General features: G+C 33.1%; 18 protein-coding genes. 14 read left to right on the top strand and 4 right to left on the bottom strand.

Annotated elements, in window-relative coordinates; translation table 11 throughout:
• Positions 1-150: 150 nt before the first annotated feature.
• The 6 genes from HPE56_RS03625 (at position 151) to HPE56_RS03600 (ending at position 4,603) form a co-directional block, all read left to right on the top strand.
• Positions 151-495 (top strand): single-stranded DNA-binding protein, encoded by a 345-nt coding sequence (locus HPE56_RS03625; protein WP_188242382.1) that lies wholly within the window; start codon positions 151-153, stop codon positions 493-495.
• 78 nt (positions 496-573) lie between these two features.
• The gene (locus HPE56_RS03620; RefSeq protein WP_188242381.1) at positions 574-954 is read left to right on the top strand and encodes a DUF6876 family protein; all 381 of its coding nucleotides are present in this window, start codon (positions 574-576) and stop codon (positions 952-954) included.
• 41 nt (positions 955-995) lie between these two features.
• Positions 996-1,163, top strand: coding sequence for a hypothetical protein (locus HPE56_RS03615; protein WP_223170166.1), 168 nt, complete (start codon positions 996-998; stop codon positions 1,161-1,163).
• A gap of 430 nt (positions 1,164-1,593) precedes the next feature.
• Positions 1,594-1,974 (top strand): BfmA/BtgA family mobilization protein, encoded by a 381-nt coding sequence (locus HPE56_RS03610; protein ID WP_188242379.1) that lies wholly within the window; start codon positions 1,594-1,596, stop codon positions 1,972-1,974.
• A gap of 11 nt (positions 1,975-1,985) precedes the next feature.
• On the top strand, positions 1,986-3,017 hold the full coding sequence (mobB, locus tag HPE56_RS03605) for a MobB family relaxase (RefSeq protein ID WP_188242378.1): 1,032 nt from the start codon (positions 1,986-1,988) through the stop codon (positions 3,015-3,017).
• Positions 3,018-3,022: 5 nt separating this feature from the next.
• Positions 3,023-4,603 carry a type IV secretory system conjugative DNA transfer family protein gene (locus tag HPE56_RS03600; RefSeq protein WP_188242377.1) on the top strand — a complete coding sequence of 527 codons (1,581 nt, stop codon included), beginning with the start codon at positions 3,023-3,025 and terminating at the stop codon, positions 4,601-4,603.
• Here the strand turns inward: HPE56_RS03600 and HPE56_RS03595 are convergent.
• Positions 4,573-5,316, bottom strand: coding sequence for a hypothetical protein (locus HPE56_RS03595; protein WP_188242376.1), 744 nt, complete (start codon positions 5,314-5,316; stop codon positions 4,573-4,575). The two genes, HPE56_RS03600 and HPE56_RS03595, sit on opposite strands and share 31 nt — an antisense overlap.
• Positions 5,303-5,983: an RNA polymerase sigma factor gene (locus HPE56_RS03590; RefSeq protein WP_188242375.1), complete on the bottom strand. Its 681-nt coding sequence runs from the start codon at positions 5,981-5,983 to the stop codon at positions 5,303-5,305. The genes HPE56_RS03595 and HPE56_RS03590 overlap by 14 nt, the downstream gene beginning before the upstream one ends.
• A gap of 94 nt (positions 5,984-6,077) precedes the next feature.
• Between HPE56_RS03590 and HPE56_RS03585 the strand changes: the two genes are divergently transcribed.
• The 8 genes from HPE56_RS03585 (at position 6,078) to HPE56_RS03550 (ending at position 14,109) form a co-directional block, all read left to right on the top strand.
• Positions 6,078-6,251, top strand: a complete 174-nt coding sequence (locus HPE56_RS03585) for a hypothetical protein (protein ID WP_188242374.1) — start codon at positions 6,078-6,080, stop codon at positions 6,249-6,251.
• Positions 6,252-6,255: 4 nt separating this feature from the next.
• Positions 6,256-6,672, top strand: coding sequence for a lecithin retinol acyltransferase family protein (locus tag HPE56_RS20245; protein WP_223170165.1), 417 nt, complete (start codon positions 6,256-6,258; stop codon positions 6,670-6,672).
• Entirely contained in the window at positions 6,665-7,492 is an 828-nt protein-coding gene (locus HPE56_RS03575; RefSeq protein ID WP_188242373.1) for an SMODS-associated NUDIX domain-containing protein, read from the top strand. The genes HPE56_RS20245 and HPE56_RS03575 overlap by 8 nt, the downstream gene beginning before the upstream one ends.
• Positions 7,493-8,692, top strand: coding sequence for a nucleotidyltransferase domain-containing protein (locus HPE56_RS03570; protein WP_188242372.1), 1,200 nt, complete (start codon positions 7,493-7,495; stop codon positions 8,690-8,692).
• Positions 8,652-9,119: a hypothetical protein gene (locus tag HPE56_RS03565; RefSeq protein ID WP_188242371.1), complete on the top strand. Its 468-nt coding sequence runs from the start codon at positions 8,652-8,654 to the stop codon at positions 9,117-9,119. Before HPE56_RS03570 ends, HPE56_RS03565 begins: the two co-directional genes overlap by 41 nt.
• Before the next feature lie 144 nt (positions 9,120-9,263).
• A complete protein-coding gene (locus HPE56_RS03560) occupies positions 9,264-10,643 on the top strand; it encodes an RNA-binding domain-containing protein (RefSeq protein WP_188242370.1) in 1,380 nt (459 codons plus the stop codon).
• A gap of 40 nt (positions 10,644-10,683) precedes the next feature.
• The gene (locus HPE56_RS03555) at positions 10,684-11,847 is read left to right on the top strand and encodes a hypothetical protein (protein WP_188242369.1); all 1,164 of its coding nucleotides are present in this window, start codon (positions 10,684-10,686) and stop codon (positions 11,845-11,847) included.
• 3 nt (positions 11,848-11,850) lie between these two features.
• Positions 11,851-14,109 (top strand): type I phosphoribosyltransferase, encoded by a 2,259-nt coding sequence (locus tag HPE56_RS03550; RefSeq protein ID WP_188242368.1) that lies wholly within the window; start codon positions 11,851-11,853, stop codon positions 14,107-14,109.
• Between the two features lie 43 nt (positions 14,110-14,152).
• On the opposite strand, the gene HPE56_RS03545 is transcribed toward HPE56_RS03550, so the two are convergent.
• Both HPE56_RS03545 and HPE56_RS03540 read right to left on the bottom strand, forming a co-directional pair.
• Positions 14,153-14,515, bottom strand: coding sequence for a hypothetical protein (locus tag HPE56_RS03545; protein WP_188242367.1), 363 nt, complete (start codon positions 14,513-14,515; stop codon positions 14,153-14,155).
• Positions 14,516-14,522: 7 nt separating this feature from the next.
• Positions 14,523-15,383 carry a DUF4138 domain-containing protein gene (locus HPE56_RS03540; protein ID WP_188242366.1) on the bottom strand — a complete coding sequence of 287 codons (861 nt, stop codon included), beginning with the start codon at positions 15,381-15,383 and terminating at the stop codon, positions 14,523-14,525.
• Positions 15,384-15,388 lie beyond the last annotated feature (5 nt).

Genomic DNA, 15,388 nt, shown 5'->3' with positions numbered 1-15,388 from the left:
TGTTCCCTAAAAGTCTGGACAAAACCCACTCTATCCATTGTGCGGTGCACAGAAGAAAAGAACAAACACCCCTTAAAATTCAATTCAGTTTAAATCAAAAAGGGGAAATATAAACCAGTCTGTAACAAAGCAGACACAAATCTTTTTATTATGAGTACTATAAAAAATCACGTACAGTTAATTGGAAACGTTGGACAAGAACCAACCATTACAAACCTTGAAAGCGGAAAGAGAGTAGCCCGTTTTTCATTAGCAACAAACGAGTATTACAAGGACAAAGAAGGCAACAAGCAAACAGATACTAATTGGCATACCGTAGTAGCTTGGGGAAAGACTGCTGAAATTGTAGAGAAGTATGTTATTAAAGGTAAAGAAGTTGGTATTTCGGGAAAACTTAAAACTCGAAGTTATACAAATGACGATAACGAACAACGCTATGTTACGGAAGTTGTAGCCGATGAAATCTTATTACTTGGAAGCAAAAACGATAAGTAATATCTAAAATTAAAGAGGGCGTAACCGTCTAAAGATGCGCCCTCTTTTTTCATTATTAACTAATAAAATGTAATAACAATGAAGGCACAAGTTAACGAAATTAAAGAGCAATTGCAATATTTTAATGGAACTGAAATGTTCTACTCTTTACCATTATTGAAAACCCGTTTTACAGATGGACTAAAATATTTATCAGAAGTTGCTGAATGTTTTTGGCTTATTACGGACACGTCCGTAATTGCAAAAAGTCTGATGAACCGAAGTGAATTTATTACCATTGACTTCAAAAGATTGCCCGAAGAAAAACAAGATTATTCTGGTTATGAAGCTGAAATAATTTACAGCGATGGCAATGATAATATTTTAGAAAAATACGGCTATCGGGTTACCGATTTTCCACTTGATGAACTGCGGTTATTTTTTGTAAATAATACGTTGATGTTACCAAGCGAATACTAAATTTTGAAGCTATGATTTATATAAAATTTCAAGATTTAAGTATGGAGAAACAAGAGGAACTTTTACAAGTTTCAAGAGAGCACGTTACACATCTTTTTGGGGATTCCATAAAAAAGTATGTTGAAGAAACTGGGGCAAATTATGAAAATTTAATAGACGAAGAAATGTTTAAAAACCTATATAATTACAACTTCGTTTTTAACATCTAATTTCCTAAAGTTAGTTTTAAGCACCTCTAAATTTTAGGGGTGTTTTTTATATGCTAATTATTCTCATATCAATAAAAAGGCGTATCTTTATTTCGCTGGAAATACAGCACACAAATTAAAGTAAGGTTATCCACTTTTCGACTTTCGCCGATAACCGTACACATCTAAAATAACATATCGGAAAATTATTTTCCTAAAATGGCAATCGGTTTTTTAACCGGATTGTATGGATTTTTGTCACGCTTGCGCGTGACGAAAAGGAATAGCAAGAGGGTAACACGCTGCGCGATGTTTCGGATTCCTTTTCGTTTTCAAACTGCTGATTATCAGTGATTTGAATATATTTTAATTTCCTGACAATCAACGATTTGCGACAAACGGGCTGGAAACGCCCATTTTTAGGGATGGTTTTGCGACAAATCGGCGAAATATGGACTCATTTATTGGAATTAGATTCAAAAAGGAAACAGCAAAACGTTTCCAAACTTTCTCACACACATACTTCAAATCGCACACCGAGGCAATGGCAACGATGCTCGATTTTTTCTTCTACAATGAGATTTCCCCCAAAGAAAAATTAGGACCAACAGGACGAACTATCGAAGCCAAACTTTTAAAAAGAATCAATGCAGTTATCGCCATAATGAGGGACGTTGAAAAGACACAAACCAAACCTACGGTGGCGATGATTCAGTCTCTTTTTGAAACTGAAGAGCCAACTAAAAAACCGCTGATTATAGAAAAGAAATATGCTGAAGAAAAAAAGGAAGTACGCTTTCGCGAAAAGCAAAATCTAAGTAATCAACTATAAATATTTGAAGGATGTATATCACAATCACAGCTCAAAAATTAGGTGGTAATTATAGCCAAAGTTCAGCAGATTTTGTAGGCTATTTAGAGAAAGAAAATGAAGGTTTAGAACAACAAGATATGGAACATTTTTTCAATCAATATGGCGATGAAATTTCCACTGAAGAAGTCGTAAAAGAAATCGATGGAAACACCGCAAAATTAAAAAAGAAAGAACCCAAATTTTATTCGATTACAGTCAGTCCATCGAAGTATGAATTAAGACGATTACAGAACAGTAGTGAAGATTTAAAAACCTACACCAAAGAAATAATGAAAGATTACGTTGCATCATTCAATCGGGAAATAAACGGACGACCCATAACAATTGATGACATTAAATATTATGCTAAAATTGAACATCAACGAACCTTTAAGGGAACAGATTTTCAGATAAAGGAAAACCAACCTTTCGCTACAAAAATATTGCAGCTAAAAACGGATATCCGAAATATCCAAGAAGGACGAGCTGAAGGGAATATCAAACAAATGAAAAGAGAAATCGTCAAACTGGAACGACAAGCACCACATCAACAAAGTGGAAAACGGATAGTCCAGGGAATGGCAAAAGACGGAAATCAAAGTCACATTCATATCATCGTGAGCAGAAAAGATGCTTCAAATTCGGTAAGCCTTTCGCCTGGTAGTAAACACAAAGCTTCGGAAGTTGAAATGCACGGAAAAAATGTAAAACGTGGTTTTGACCGAGACAAATTTTTTGAGAAAGCAGAAAAGATTTTTGACAAGACATTTGGCTACAAACGCAACTTTGCTGAAACCTATAAAGCTCGGAAGGATTTTGTAAAAAATCCTAACATCTATTTTGCTGCTTTGATGAAATTACCAGCTAATGAAAAAGCATTGGCTTTCAAAATGATTACAAAAACAGGATTACCAGTCATTCCAAGTATTCCTGTAAGTCAGGCACAAATCGCACTTCGAGTTTTTAAACGGTTAAGACGTGGCGCAGAAGTGGCCATAAAATCAAGTTCAATTGGAATCTAACAGTTATGCAAATAAATAATCTTATAACGATACTTTCGATTATTGGTCTGACCAGTACCGTTTTCTATGCGATGTTTAGAGTAAGTAAATATGCGTTTGTTCTAAATGTCGCAATGCTTTCATTTCTCGTATTCTATATTTCTGAAGGGAATGAATTAGTATCGCTATTACTCTATTTGGTTTGTCCTCTACTATTAATTAATACAGGACTGTATGTTTTTTTACATAAAACTGAAAATGTACAAAACGGAAATACCAAGTACCAAGTCAATTTTGCTACTAATAAAGGAAACTTCAAATTAGATAATATTAAACGTGGTGCATCCATTATAGGTTCTGCTGGTAGTGGAAAGACGGAAAGCGTGGTTTATGGTTTCCTGAAACACTTCCGGAAAGAAAATTTTTGTGGAATTATCCACGATTACAAAGATTTTGAATTGACCGAAATGGCATATCCACTTTTTAAGGATGGCGATATTCCGTTTAAGGTCATTTCCTTTGATAGAATTATACATCGAGTAAATCCTATTGCACCACGGTATTTAGAGAACGAGGAAAGCGTAAACGAGGTATCACGGGTATTGATTGAAAACCTATTGGAACAAAGGGAAAGCGGGACAACCGGCACAACAAAATTCTTTAATGATGCTGCGGAAGGTTTGATTGGCGGCTTGATTTGGAAATTGAAAACCGATTATTCTCAATTCTGCACTTTGCCACATTTAATAGCTGTTTATCAATATCTGGATACAGACAGTCTTATCCAGTTTTTGGAAACAAATACAACCTCTAGGGCAATGGCAGATGCCTTTATAAGCGGTAAGGATTCTGAAAGGCAGACCGCAGGTGTTAAAAGTACATTGGCAAATGCGTTGAAAAGAATTAGTACACAGCGTATTTTTATGACACTATCCGCAGATGAAGTGCCACTCAATATAAATGATTCTAAAAATCCTTGTGTGATTTCGATTGTAAACAACCCAAAATTTGAAACTTCATATTCGCCTGTAATCGCAACTATTATTCATACCATTACCAAACAAATGAGTGTGAGAAATAGCGAACCTTCATTTCTATTAATGGAAGAAGCACCTACCATTCGACTATTAAATATGCACCGTATTCCTGCAACATTACGAAGTTATAACATCTCTACTATTTATGTGATGCAGGATAAAATTCAGAATGATATGATGTATGGCGATAAGGCAAGCAAGGCAATTTTAAGTAATCTTTCCTATCAGTTTTTCGGAAAAGTCAACGACCCAGACACCGCTAAATATTACGAACGCTTTTTTGAAATTATTAAAGACCCAACAAAAAGTATAAGTCGTGGGCATAACCTTGATTTTGATACACGAATTACTACTGGAGAAAAGGAAATTCCAAAAATTAGGGCAGATGTATTTTTTAGATTAAAACAAGGCGAGTTTATCACGTATGCTGATGGGAAGGATAAGAAAGTTCAATTTAAATTGGCTGAAATTCAAAGAGCGTTACCAAAGGATTCGAAGCAGTTTTCTCAGGTTGATTTGGCAGAAAATTTTGAGATGGTTTATGAGGAGGCTAGGTCAATATTCGGATAGAAACCTTCATTTTTCATCCACTCAATAATTTCGATAATTTCTTGTTTAGAAAATTTCGATTTATCAGGATGCCAATTATAGAATTTTTTTATCAAAATTTCATTATTAAAAAGCTGTTTTTCTTCAATGATTTCTTTCCAACAAGCAAACACAGTAGCAATTAATTCGACCCTTTTGGTTTTTGTTATTCTAAATTTCTCTATAATAAAGTCAATTTCAGAAAGTTGATTTGAAAAGTATTTTTCATACCACTCTCTATGACCACCTACTTTTGAGAGTGGTTGATATTTTAGATATTCCCCACCTGAAAATTGAAACCATTGATTAACTTTAAACTGTTTATCTAGTGACCGCATAAGTCTATTATCGTATGGACCCATAGCTTGTTTTAGAAAGTTAGTATATAAATCCATCTGAGCGGAATGTTGACATAGATATATCAATTTCTGAAGTTTCAAATGCCCTAATGTGTTTTCCTTATGAAGTTTGTATACAATTTCGGCAGCTAATACAGTTCTTCGATGATAGTCTATATTAGTTCCTTTTCTTTTAGGTTTTAAGCTTTTTAAAATCTTTTCTGAGTCTATTTTATTAGCATCAGCTTCAAATTGATAATTTTCGAAAGTTTCTTCAAATGCAATATTTTCACTCTTACTTTCGGGAAAACCAAAGCCTAAAGAAACCAATATTTCGTCAATTTTAGATTTTTCCATCGGATAATTCTTTAGTTAACTTCATTACTTCTGTAAAGTTTTTAATCTTGTCAAAAGCTTCTTTTTTATAAGTTCGAATAGTTGTTTGCGAGATACCACCAAGTTGAATGCGAAGTTCTTGTAGAAGCTTTTTCGGAAGGTTGAACCCTAATTTCTCATATTGACTATATGTTAAATAAACTGTTCGCTGAGAAGGAGTGAGAGATTCTATTGCCTTTAAAATAATTGACTGCTCAAGACTTAATTTCATCCCTTCTAAAACTGGGAGTTCTGTGATAATACGTTCAGTTCCATCATAAGGGTAATTTTTTTTTCTTTGCTCTTCTCGATAATAATTAGTGAGTTCATTCTTAGTTATCTTGAATAAATAACTTTTAAAAGCATCATCTACATCCTGTTGGTTAGCTTTTTGAATCAAAAAGCCACCTTTTTTTGCGTATGAAGTAAATGTTGCTGTTGTAATCTGTTCCGCAACTGTAATGTCGTGACCAAACCTTTTACAAAATATTTCACTTCTTTTTAAAACATCATCCTTAAATCTGTAACAAATTGCGTGAAAAGCATTTTCCTTTTGAGACTCAGAGCTAAGATTGTCCTGAAACAGTTCAGCTAACCTTAATGTGGGTTCATCTTTAAGTTTATTCCAATTAGACATCAATGCTTTCATTTCTTATACGCAAAAGCGTTGGGAATGGTTTTGCGTACTGAGGGTGTAGTAACACGCAAAAGCAAAACTAATAAAATTTTTAACAAATACTAATATGGCAACAAATAAACCAACAGGGGATAACGCTCGAAAAGGAGCTGTAAAACAAAGGTCACAAGTGCTTAATCCAAAGACAAACTTGTATGTTAAGCGGAATGCTGAAAATGGTCAGTTTATGGAAGTGAAAACGACAGGTGGAAAATTTAAAGGAGTCAGAAAAGAAAAATAGAAATATGATGAATACAATACCCAACCTATCCACCCTCTTTGCTGGAGATGTAATTCTTGCAAAAAAGCGAAAGGGTTTAGGACGAATTTTAAACCACTACATCGTATATGTAGGTAATAACACTTTTGTGGGCAACCTGTCTGATGGTGTTAAAGAATTGCACTATAACGAATTAATGAAGCTATTACAGGATTACGAACCTACAGGAGTTCGAAGATTTAGTGGTTCATATTTTCAGCGCAATCAAGCTATTAATAGAGCTTATTCAAAATTGGGAGAAAAATACAGTCTTATAAATTTTAACTGCGAGCATTTTGCTAATTGGGTACAGTTTGGGAAAATTGAAAGTAGTCAAGTAACTACTGGTTTCGTCATTTTGGCAAGCGCTATTTTCTTAAAATTAGTTTCAACAGATGAGTAAAGAATTGAGGCGATTTTTTGGGTATGTGATAGTTTTTTTCTGCGCAGTAGGCTACCTTATTTACAGATATTTTTATCTAAATCCTGTAACGGATTTTCATAAAGAAATTCTTGTTGCCGTTGCATTTGCAGTTTTATCAACCTGTGTGATGGGTATTTATGAAACGATTAAATGTCAAGGGAAATATTTTTGGATTTCATTGAGATGCTCATTATTTATTCCCAATAAGGAAACTTATGTATCCCTAAGCTATTTGATGAGAATTAAGCTTTCGGGTACTGAAAAATATTTTCTTGTAAAAGGTTCAAAAGTCGACCAGTATCAGCCTGTTGGTGGAGTTTATAAAATTATTGGAAACAAAGATATTTATAAGGAGTGGGAAGCACACCCTAAATCAGACGAAAAAAACCCTGATGATTTACGATTTTTTGCGAAAGCTAAATATACCCCAGAAATAATCCGTTGGTTCAAATCTCGTAAAGACAGGGAAACTGGTGTTTGGAGGGAATTTTACGAAGAACTTTTGGAAACTAAAATCGTAAGTCGAAAAAATTTTAAAACCATACGTGCGGAATATTTGTGCTCGCACGAGAATATTCTCAGCAAGCAAAATAGGTTTAAAAACGAACAATTTCATACATTAATTTACGACATATTTCAAATAGAACTAAGTACTAATCAATTTCAAGAATTAAAAGAACTACTTGCAAAAGATACTTTCACAAGTCAGTTTGCATTTGTAACAAAGGACGAAATTGAAAAGGAATGTTTTAACGACCATAAATTAAAAATAGGACAACACACCAAATTTACAATATAGATGAATTTTCAAGAATACTTATACAATCAAGGTTTTCAAAGGGAAGACCTACTCGCCAGAATGGCAGAATCACTTGAGTTGGACGATTCGCGTTCTAATAGAATGAAATCTGCTTATAATGCCATTTACGATGTTCTAAAAGCAGATACCGTATTTTTTTCAAAGGTAGATTTTGTTGTATATCCGCAAGGCTCAAAGGCCATTGGCACAACAACCAAACCTTTTGGTAAAGATGAATTTGATTTGGATATTGTCGTCCATATTAGAGATTTGTACCATAATTATACGTCATCAGAAATCTATAATCATTTAATCCGTGTCTTTAGAGGAAATGATGTTTATCGACCTAAACTTATACCAAAAAATAGATGTGCAAGAATAAATTATTCTGGCGATTTCCATTTGGATATTCTTCCTGGTTGCATTGTCATTAAGGATGAGGATAAATTGATGGTTCCAGACCGTGAGTTGGCGTCTTGGACATCTACATTTCCAAAAGGTTATAGCGGTTGGTTCTTAGATGTAGCTAAAGATGTTCGTCAACCAATTTTACTCAGAAAGGCATTTGAAAATTTTGTCATTTTATCGGAAGCAGAACAGACGGATTTACCAGACGAGAATTTTTATTCAAAAGAACCTCTAAAAAGAGCAGTACAGCTAACCAAACGATATCGTGACATATTTTTTGATAAAAACCCAAAACATAGGACTTCTAGTATTGTTTTGACTACAATTTTTGGACAACTTTATCAAGGAGAGGCATCAATATATGAAACCATAGATAATGTTTTAAACCGTATAATAGGTAATTATTCAGAGTATCAACAACTTTTTGAAAATCGTGGTATATATAAAAGAATCAAAGTGCTAAATCCTGTAAATCCTGAAGAAGATTTCACAGACAAATGGGATAAGGATAAGGAGTATTATAATCAATTTATCGCTTTTGCTAAAAGTTATAAAGAAAAATGGGAGCGTCTTAAAAAAGGAGATTTTGGAATAGCTGAAGAACTTTTTGGTAGCGCAAGGACAAAAATCATTTTAAAAGCCCAGTTGGAAAATTTATCAAAAGGTAAGGGAGATACACTTGAAAAAGCTGGTCTTTCTATTATGGCGGGTAAAAATTACGTTGACCCAAAGGGAAATATTACAACAGACAATGGATATCAAAGTAAGCCACATAGAAATTATGGTGGTTAATATTGATTTAAAATCAAAACTAAATATTAGTATTAACAGAAAGTTTACAGCTGCATACATACAGCAATATCATATTGAAAAACATTTTCCCTGGCTAAATACAATCGTTAGAGAAGGAAAGCTATTAGGTAAAGGCAAAATCAAACCAAAGGGATGCAAAAAGGAATATGAAATATTAATAGTCTATGATATCAACGATACCTTAAAAAAAGAAAGGGTTTTTGTAGTAAATGATAGCCAAATTCAATTCGATAAAACGCCACATCTCTATCCAGATAATAGTCTATGCTTATACTTTCCTAAAGATATTCCACAACATCTGGATTTGAATTTTATAGATGTAATACCTTGGATTTCGGAATGGTTGGTTATTTATGAGTTGTGGAAAAAGTATGGTGTGTGGTTGGCAGATGAAGTGAAGCACTAAAAAGAAGCTTTTTGGTCTTAATTATTAAGAAAGTTATTGTCTGTTTTTTCTAATTCATAAATACCTTGCATTTCATCTCAACTAGCAAAATCAATTTTCACAACTTAATATTATTACCTTTACTGTCCGATTTTATTTGAATTAATGACCGAAACAAACCGTATAGAATACAAACGAGAACTTACAGATGGACTTGAAAAAGAGATCATTGCTTTCTTGAACTACCGTGAAGGTGGTATTCTATATATCGGCATTGACAAAGAGGGAAACACTTATGGTTTGGTAGATGCAGATAGCGACCAATTAAAAATTAAGGACAGGCTAAAGAACAATATCGGTCCTTCTGCACTTGGTCTATTTGATATCGTGAGTGAAGAAAGAGACGGCAAGAATATTCTAAAAATCATTGTGGCCAGCGGTCCAGAAAAACCATATCATCTTAAAAAGTATGGGATGAGTGAAAAGGGATGTTTCATTCGCTTAGGTTCAGCAGCTGAACCGATGCCACAAAAAATGATTGACGAGCTTTTTTCTAAACGCACCCGAAATTCCATTAGTAAAATTAAAGCTGGTCGTCAAGATTTGAGCTTTAGCCAGTTAAAAATTTACTACGAAGAATCAGGATATACACTCGGCAAAGCATTTTCAAAGAATTTAGAATTACTAACTGAGGATGGTGCATTTAATTATGCCGCCTACCTTTTGGCAGATAAAAATAACACCTCGATTAAGGTTGCCAAATATTCTGGCACAACCCGAACAGATTTAATAGAAAGTAACGAATACGGTCACGAATGTTTGGTAAAAGCTACAAAGCAAGTCATTGATAAAATAGCGGTAGAGAACAGAACCACCACAAAAATTACGTCAAAAGAACGACAGCAGGCCAATCTTTGGAATCCTATTGCATTGCGCGAGGCTATCATTAATGCCTTTGTGCATAATGACTATACCAATGAGATTACCCCAAAGTTTGAAATCTTTACCGATAGAATTGAAATCACATCGGCAGGTGGTTTACCGGAAGGGTTGAGCAAACAAGAATTTTTCGAAGGCTTTTCAGTTCCACGCAATAAGGAACTGATGCGTATTTTTAAGGATTTGGAATTGGTGGAACAGCTAGGTTCTGGCATCCCTCGTATTTTAGGGCATTATAGAAAAGAAAGTTTTAGTTTTTCTGATAATTTCCTTAGAATGACTTTTGCAGTTCAAGAAGATACTAATGAAACTTCTGTTAAAGTTGATGATAGAGAAGGTAATCAAAAAGGTGGTGTAATAGGTGGTGCAATAGGTAGTGTAAAAGGTGGTGCAATTGATGCAGCTGAAGCTTTAACGAAAAGGCAAAAAGAAGTACTTAAACTTATTGCTGCAAATCCTTCTATAACATATATTGAGATAGCTGAAGCCTTAAGTATTAACGAATCTGCTGTTGGTAAACATATTACAGCTATTAAGAATAAAGGCTTTTTAGTACGAAAAGGAGATACTAGAGGCTATTGGGAAATTAACATAGATAAAAACTAAAATTTGAAAATTAGATTTTTGTGAGCAACTAAAAAGTCAAATGACCGAAATAAAAATCATTAAACATACAACCCCTAAGCATCTCGCAGAAACTTATTGCAAAATAGGAGACATTGAAGATAAACCTATAGCTTTATTGATTCCAAGTGATTTAGCGCAATACCGTTTTGGGTTATTGGCTGATATTTTAAAACTGATTATTACCTTAAACAGTAAATGTAATATTAAAATTATAAAACTTGATTTCGCTTCAAGTGAATTGGATAAATTCTATGAGCAGGAGTATAGCTACCCAATAATTTCTTTGCTTTGGAATACTGCTAAATTTGTAGATAAAGATGGGGAAAACATTAAAAGTCTTTTAAGAGAGAAACAAAATGAATTTTTCATAAAGATGAATTCATATGAAAAATTCAAAGGTAATAAGCACATCTGGGTAAATACAGACCATCTATCTAAAAGCAAAGGTTTAATTAGACTTTTTGAAAATTCAAATGGCTTTAATGATGACGAAAAGAAAATTGCTACTACAGTAAAAAAGATACTCACAAAAAATATTCTGACTTTCAAAAAACAAAATTTAAATGAAGTAGAAGATATCCTTGAAGATATAGGAGCTATTGTCTATGAGTTAACAAAGAATACTTTCGAATGGGGAAGAACAGATTCAAACTCTGTTGAAATACCTTCAAGTGTTAGAGGTGCATATCTGCGTTTTCATATAAACAAAAAAGAAAAAATTACTGAAGAATATAAAGGTACACCAATAGCTACATTTTTTAATCATAAGAGCATAGAGAGGGAATATCTTAACCATTTAAAGCAGGTGTACTATTTGGAAATTTTGGTTTTTGATTCTGGAGTTGGTTTTATTGATAAGTTTCACCAAAAAAATGAAATCGACGATTTAAGCATTATAAAAAAGTGTCTTATTAAAAACCAAACTTCATCTACATCAAATTTGAAATCAAAAAAAGGTATTGGTTTAGATAGAATTCTGAGAATTTTAGATAAGAAAGGATTTCTAAAAATATCTACAGACAAGTATAGTGTATATCGTGATTTGATTAAGGATAATTATGAACCAGTCAAAAAAGATAATCTAAAGGATTTAGTGATAGAAAACTGGAACCAGGATGGTTTTGAAAATCAAATTAAGGCTCAGGGTTCATACATAAGTATTTTATACCCGTTCAAAAATTAGATTATGGGTAAATACTATATATACAATGCCAAACTCGTAGACAAAAAGCATAAAAATGCTACGATAGTGTTCAACCCGGACATCGCTTTTGATTTTAACACCTTGAAAAATGAACTTACAGAATACTTCAAATATTTTCATCAAACAAGCACATTAGTTTTTTTGCATTGTCAAGAGAATACGGATGTACAAAAAAGTGTTGAAGCCAATTTAGAAGTCATCTTTAAGAGTATTCCAAAAGTTGAAGAATCTTCTTTATCAGACAGTATTTCTTATATACCTTACGATAAAGATTCTTTCTGTTTTCCAAAGAGAGGATTTTTGGCAAAAAACAAGAAAGAGATATTGAATCAAGGTTTAATTAAAATTTTTGAGGATAATGGTGGCTTAGTTGAAAGTAATGGAATTTCCCACCATTTTGTTTTTCCTTCAGGAAAACATTCATCAAAATTTCTTAGAACTGCCAATGTTTTAGTCTTTAAAAGTCAAATTGACTTTATAGCACTAAACACTTTACATCTATTTGGTAAATTAGATTTCGATAATATATATTGTGATACCCTGTCTATTAATGTCGTTGCATATTCAATGACCAAATATTTGAAGAGATTCAAACAAGATAAAGAAATTAATATTGAATCTTTTAAGTCCTACGACGGCTTGTACAATAGCCAATCCGTCTTTTATGATAAATCCATATTTCTTATTTCGGCATCTACATCTGGCGGACTCATAAATTATATTCAAAAGAACCACCCAGAAATAAGCTCGGACGAAATATGCACCCTTTATTATATGCCAATCGATAAGGACTCGCCTATAGTTCAAGAAAGGGTTTTGTGTAATTTAGAAAAAAACGAAAAATTAGATTATGGTATTCCTCTTTACGACCAATCAAAAGCAAATGAAGAGTGTATTTACTGTAAAAACCACTCTACGCCTATAAGCATTATAGGCGACTCTTTCAATTTAGATGAACCAGTAATTTATCCCAGAAATATTAGTGCGTCTAAATATATTCCGAAATCATTAAAAAACTTTGTTGAAGCTTTCAAACATAACAACGAGTCTGGAACGTCTCTAAAAGTATCATATAGTGAAGATTCGACTTCAAGAAAAAAATATAACCTTTACATAGACTATGCAAATATCATTGGCGACATTACTAATGAGTGTTTCAAAAGTCACAAAAGCAAATTAGATGCTTACATTAATCAATATGTCCCAGCATCTATAAGCCATATTGTCCACCTCAATGATAAAGGTTCCCTGCTATTGTCGCAGTATATCAAAGATGAAATCAAAGATTTTGCAAAGAATAAAATCACTATCATAAATCAATCCGACTTAAAGGAAGACACTATAGAGAGTAAAACTTCAGGCTCTATATTAATTGTAGGTTCTTGTATTTCAAATGGAAAGAACCTACTTTATTTAAGTCGGTTTTTCCGGAACTATGAGAACATTAGGTTAATCTATTTTATTGGAATAAATCGAGTTAGCGACCCAAAGAAATTTACTGAGCTCAGAACCAATATCAAGTATGGTCTTTATGGTCCAGATAATAGTTCTTTGGTGGAGATTGAGACCATAAATTGCGATAATTCAAGTTCGAATACACCTTGGGAAGAAGAACTCGATTATTTACAGTCAGTTCAAGAAGAATTGGATGTGCCTTCAAAATTTATCAATGATAGAGTTGATATTTTGAGACCATTTTCAGATTCTAAAAATCGAGGTGGAAGTCAAAAAATATTTTATTCAAGTGTAGGTGGTAATGAACTTGAAATAAGAAAAAACTCAGCTTTTTTTAACGATAATAAATACTACCAAAATGTATCTCAATCAGATGTATATTTTACCATTTCTTGCGTTCTGAATAATATGCGTAATAATAAAGAAGATGGATTGTTTCAGACCAGTTTCGTGAAAAATGTATTAGACCCTTTTGTTTTTAATCGTTTTAATGATGGGATAATTCAAGCATCTCTCTTGAGAGCAGCAAGAAATGAAGAATTAAATTATTCTTGTAGCAAAAAAATTTCTGCGGATATGCTTATGTTATTAAAGACTTTTCTGAAATCACTCGACGAATATCAAGGCGAGGCTATATTAGAGTTTTTATACGCGTTGGCAATAGGGAAATTGAGATTAGCAAAAGAACACTATGACGAACTTTTAATTGAACTAAATAATCAATCTAATCCAAAATTTCAGATATTCAAAAGTTCAATTGAGCAAATTTATAATAATAGCCTATAAAAAATAGTTTTATGAGTCTAACCTAGGTTTATCTATTCAGAACTTAAAAAGACCCTTTTTCCCTAGGTCCTTTATTAGTCACTTTCCATTGACCATTTTCTTTGACGAGCTTAAAAATACCCGTCTTTCCATCAAAAGATGTTTTGTATCGTACCCAAGCAATTTCGCCTTCGATGGCTTCTTCTAAGATTTCTACTTCAACTTTTTTGTCAGATTCTGGTATCATATTTAAACCTGTAATCAAGCTACTATATCCTGCTGCTGTTGTATGCTTCTTTAAAGCTGATTCATCTTTTGAGAAAAAACTTTCGGCAACAATTTGTGCGGTTTCTGTGTGAGATAAATTCTTGGTTTCAGAACAAGAAATGAATAAAAGTACGAGTGAGCAAAGGACTAAATTTTTCATAATACTACTAATTTGGGTTATTGATATACCTATGTGATATTTTCAGTTTAATATTTCGTTCGCCATCTTTCTCGTTTAATTCTAAAATTGCCCTACGGTCATTAGATAATGAGAATTTGGGTAACACATAAACGAATCGTATCATCTTACCCTCTGCAATTTTTGAAGGCAAATGGTGCTTATAAATCGGTTCTTGATACAAACTCTGTAAAGATTTCTTTTTTCCTTTTTGTCGTGTTTCAATTGAAAGGTTCAAGAAATTCAAATCGTAATCCAACGTAGAATTATTCTCAATCTGAATAACGAAGTAGAGTTCTTCTTTATCAAAAACAATATTCTCAACACTCAAAACAACACCTTCATTTCGCTTCTTGATTCGACCTATATGCTGATTTCTATTAAGAAGATAAGAACAGAATTTTTGATAATAATACGTTCTATTATCTATACTTTTTTCAGAAGTTTCAGCCTGAATCGAATCGCTAACGATTGGCTTTTCATTACCAATACTATTTGATAATGGAATGAAATAATTGAGCTTTGATAGCTGCTTTTTATATCTTACAATATACGAAAAAATTGAACCATTTCTGTTGACTACCAGTAGATTACTTTCTTTCCCAGGCTTTGCCTGAAGTAATCCAAAGTATTGTTCTTTCTCACGATTATAGGTAAACACAAAATTATCTGAACCAGTTATGCCTTGACGTATAGGTTCTGGGAAAAATAGCGCAACATTTTTAGTATCGTTTGCGTAAATAGTGTCGAGCGCGTGTGTTGCTTGTGCGTTAGCTGTAGCTTGTGCCGAGCTTAGTCGAGGTGCGAAAGCGGAAATAATGAGAGCTGAAATAATGATATACTTTTTCATAAGAG

The organism is Maribacter aquimaris (assembly GCF_014596745.1).
In the GTDB taxonomy this organism is placed as follows: domain Bacteria; phylum Bacteroidota; class Bacteroidia; order Flavobacteriales; family Flavobacteriaceae; genus Maribacter_A; species Maribacter_A aquimaris.
The sequence above is the reverse complement of the archived record's forward strand: the minus strand, read 5'-3'. Positions and strand labels throughout refer to the sequence as shown.

Excerpts from the sequence above, each read along its gene's own strand:
- HPE56_RS03625 (WP_188242382.1), top strand. The coding sequence starts at position 151 with ATGAGTACTATAAAAAATCACGTACAGTTAATTGGAAACGTTGGACAA.
- HPE56_RS03595 (WP_188242376.1), bottom strand. The coding sequence starts at position 5,316 with ATGGAAAAATCTAAAATTGACGAAATATTGGTTTCTTTAGGCTTTGGT.
- HPE56_RS03610 (WP_188242379.1), top strand. The coding sequence starts at position 1,594 with ATGGACTCATTTATTGGAATTAGATTCAAAAAGGAAACAGCAAAACGT.
- HPE56_RS03575 (WP_188242373.1), top strand. The coding sequence starts at position 6,665 with ATGAGTAAAGAATTGAGGCGATTTTTTGGGTATGTGATAGTTTTTTTC.
- HPE56_RS03560 (WP_188242370.1), top strand. The coding sequence starts at position 9,264 with ATGACCGAAACAAACCGTATAGAATACAAACGAGAACTTACAGATGGA.
- HPE56_RS03540 (WP_188242366.1), bottom strand. The coding sequence starts at position 15,383 with ATGAAAAAGTATATCATTATTTCAGCTCTCATTATTTCCGCTTTCGCA.
- HPE56_RS03600 (WP_188242377.1), top strand. The coding sequence starts at position 3,023 with ATGCAAATAAATAATCTTATAACGATACTTTCGATTATTGGTCTGACC.
- HPE56_RS03590 (WP_188242375.1), bottom strand. The coding sequence starts at position 5,983 with ATGAAAGCATTGATGTCTAATTGGAATAAACTTAAAGATGAACCCACA.
- HPE56_RS03545 (WP_188242367.1), bottom strand. The coding sequence starts at position 14,515 with ATGAAAAATTTAGTCCTTTGCTCACTCGTACTTTTATTCATTTCTTGT.
- HPE56_RS03565 (WP_188242371.1), top strand. The coding sequence starts at position 8,652 with ATGGATATCAAAGTAAGCCACATAGAAATTATGGTGGTTAATATTGAT.
- HPE56_RS03620 (WP_188242381.1), top strand. The coding sequence starts at position 574 with ATGAAGGCACAAGTTAACGAAATTAAAGAGCAATTGCAATATTTTAAT.
- HPE56_RS03585 (WP_188242374.1), top strand. The coding sequence starts at position 6,078 with ATGGCAACAAATAAACCAACAGGGGATAACGCTCGAAAAGGAGCTGTA.
- HPE56_RS03550 (WP_188242368.1), top strand. The coding sequence starts at position 11,851 with ATGGGTAAATACTATATATACAATGCCAAACTCGTAGACAAAAAGCAT.
- HPE56_RS03615 (WP_223170166.1), top strand. The coding sequence starts at position 996 with ATGGAGAAACAAGAGGAACTTTTACAAGTTTCAAGAGAGCACGTTACA.
- HPE56_RS20245 (WP_223170165.1), top strand. The coding sequence starts at position 6,256 with ATGATGAATACAATACCCAACCTATCCACCCTCTTTGCTGGAGATGTA.
- HPE56_RS03555 (WP_188242369.1), top strand. The coding sequence starts at position 10,684 with ATGACCGAAATAAAAATCATTAAACATACAACCCCTAAGCATCTCGCA.
- HPE56_RS03570 (WP_188242372.1), top strand. The coding sequence starts at position 7,493 with ATGAATTTTCAAGAATACTTATACAATCAAGGTTTTCAAAGGGAAGAC.
- mobB (WP_188242378.1), top strand. The coding sequence starts at position 1,986 with ATGTATATCACAATCACAGCTCAAAAATTAGGTGGTAATTATAGCCAA.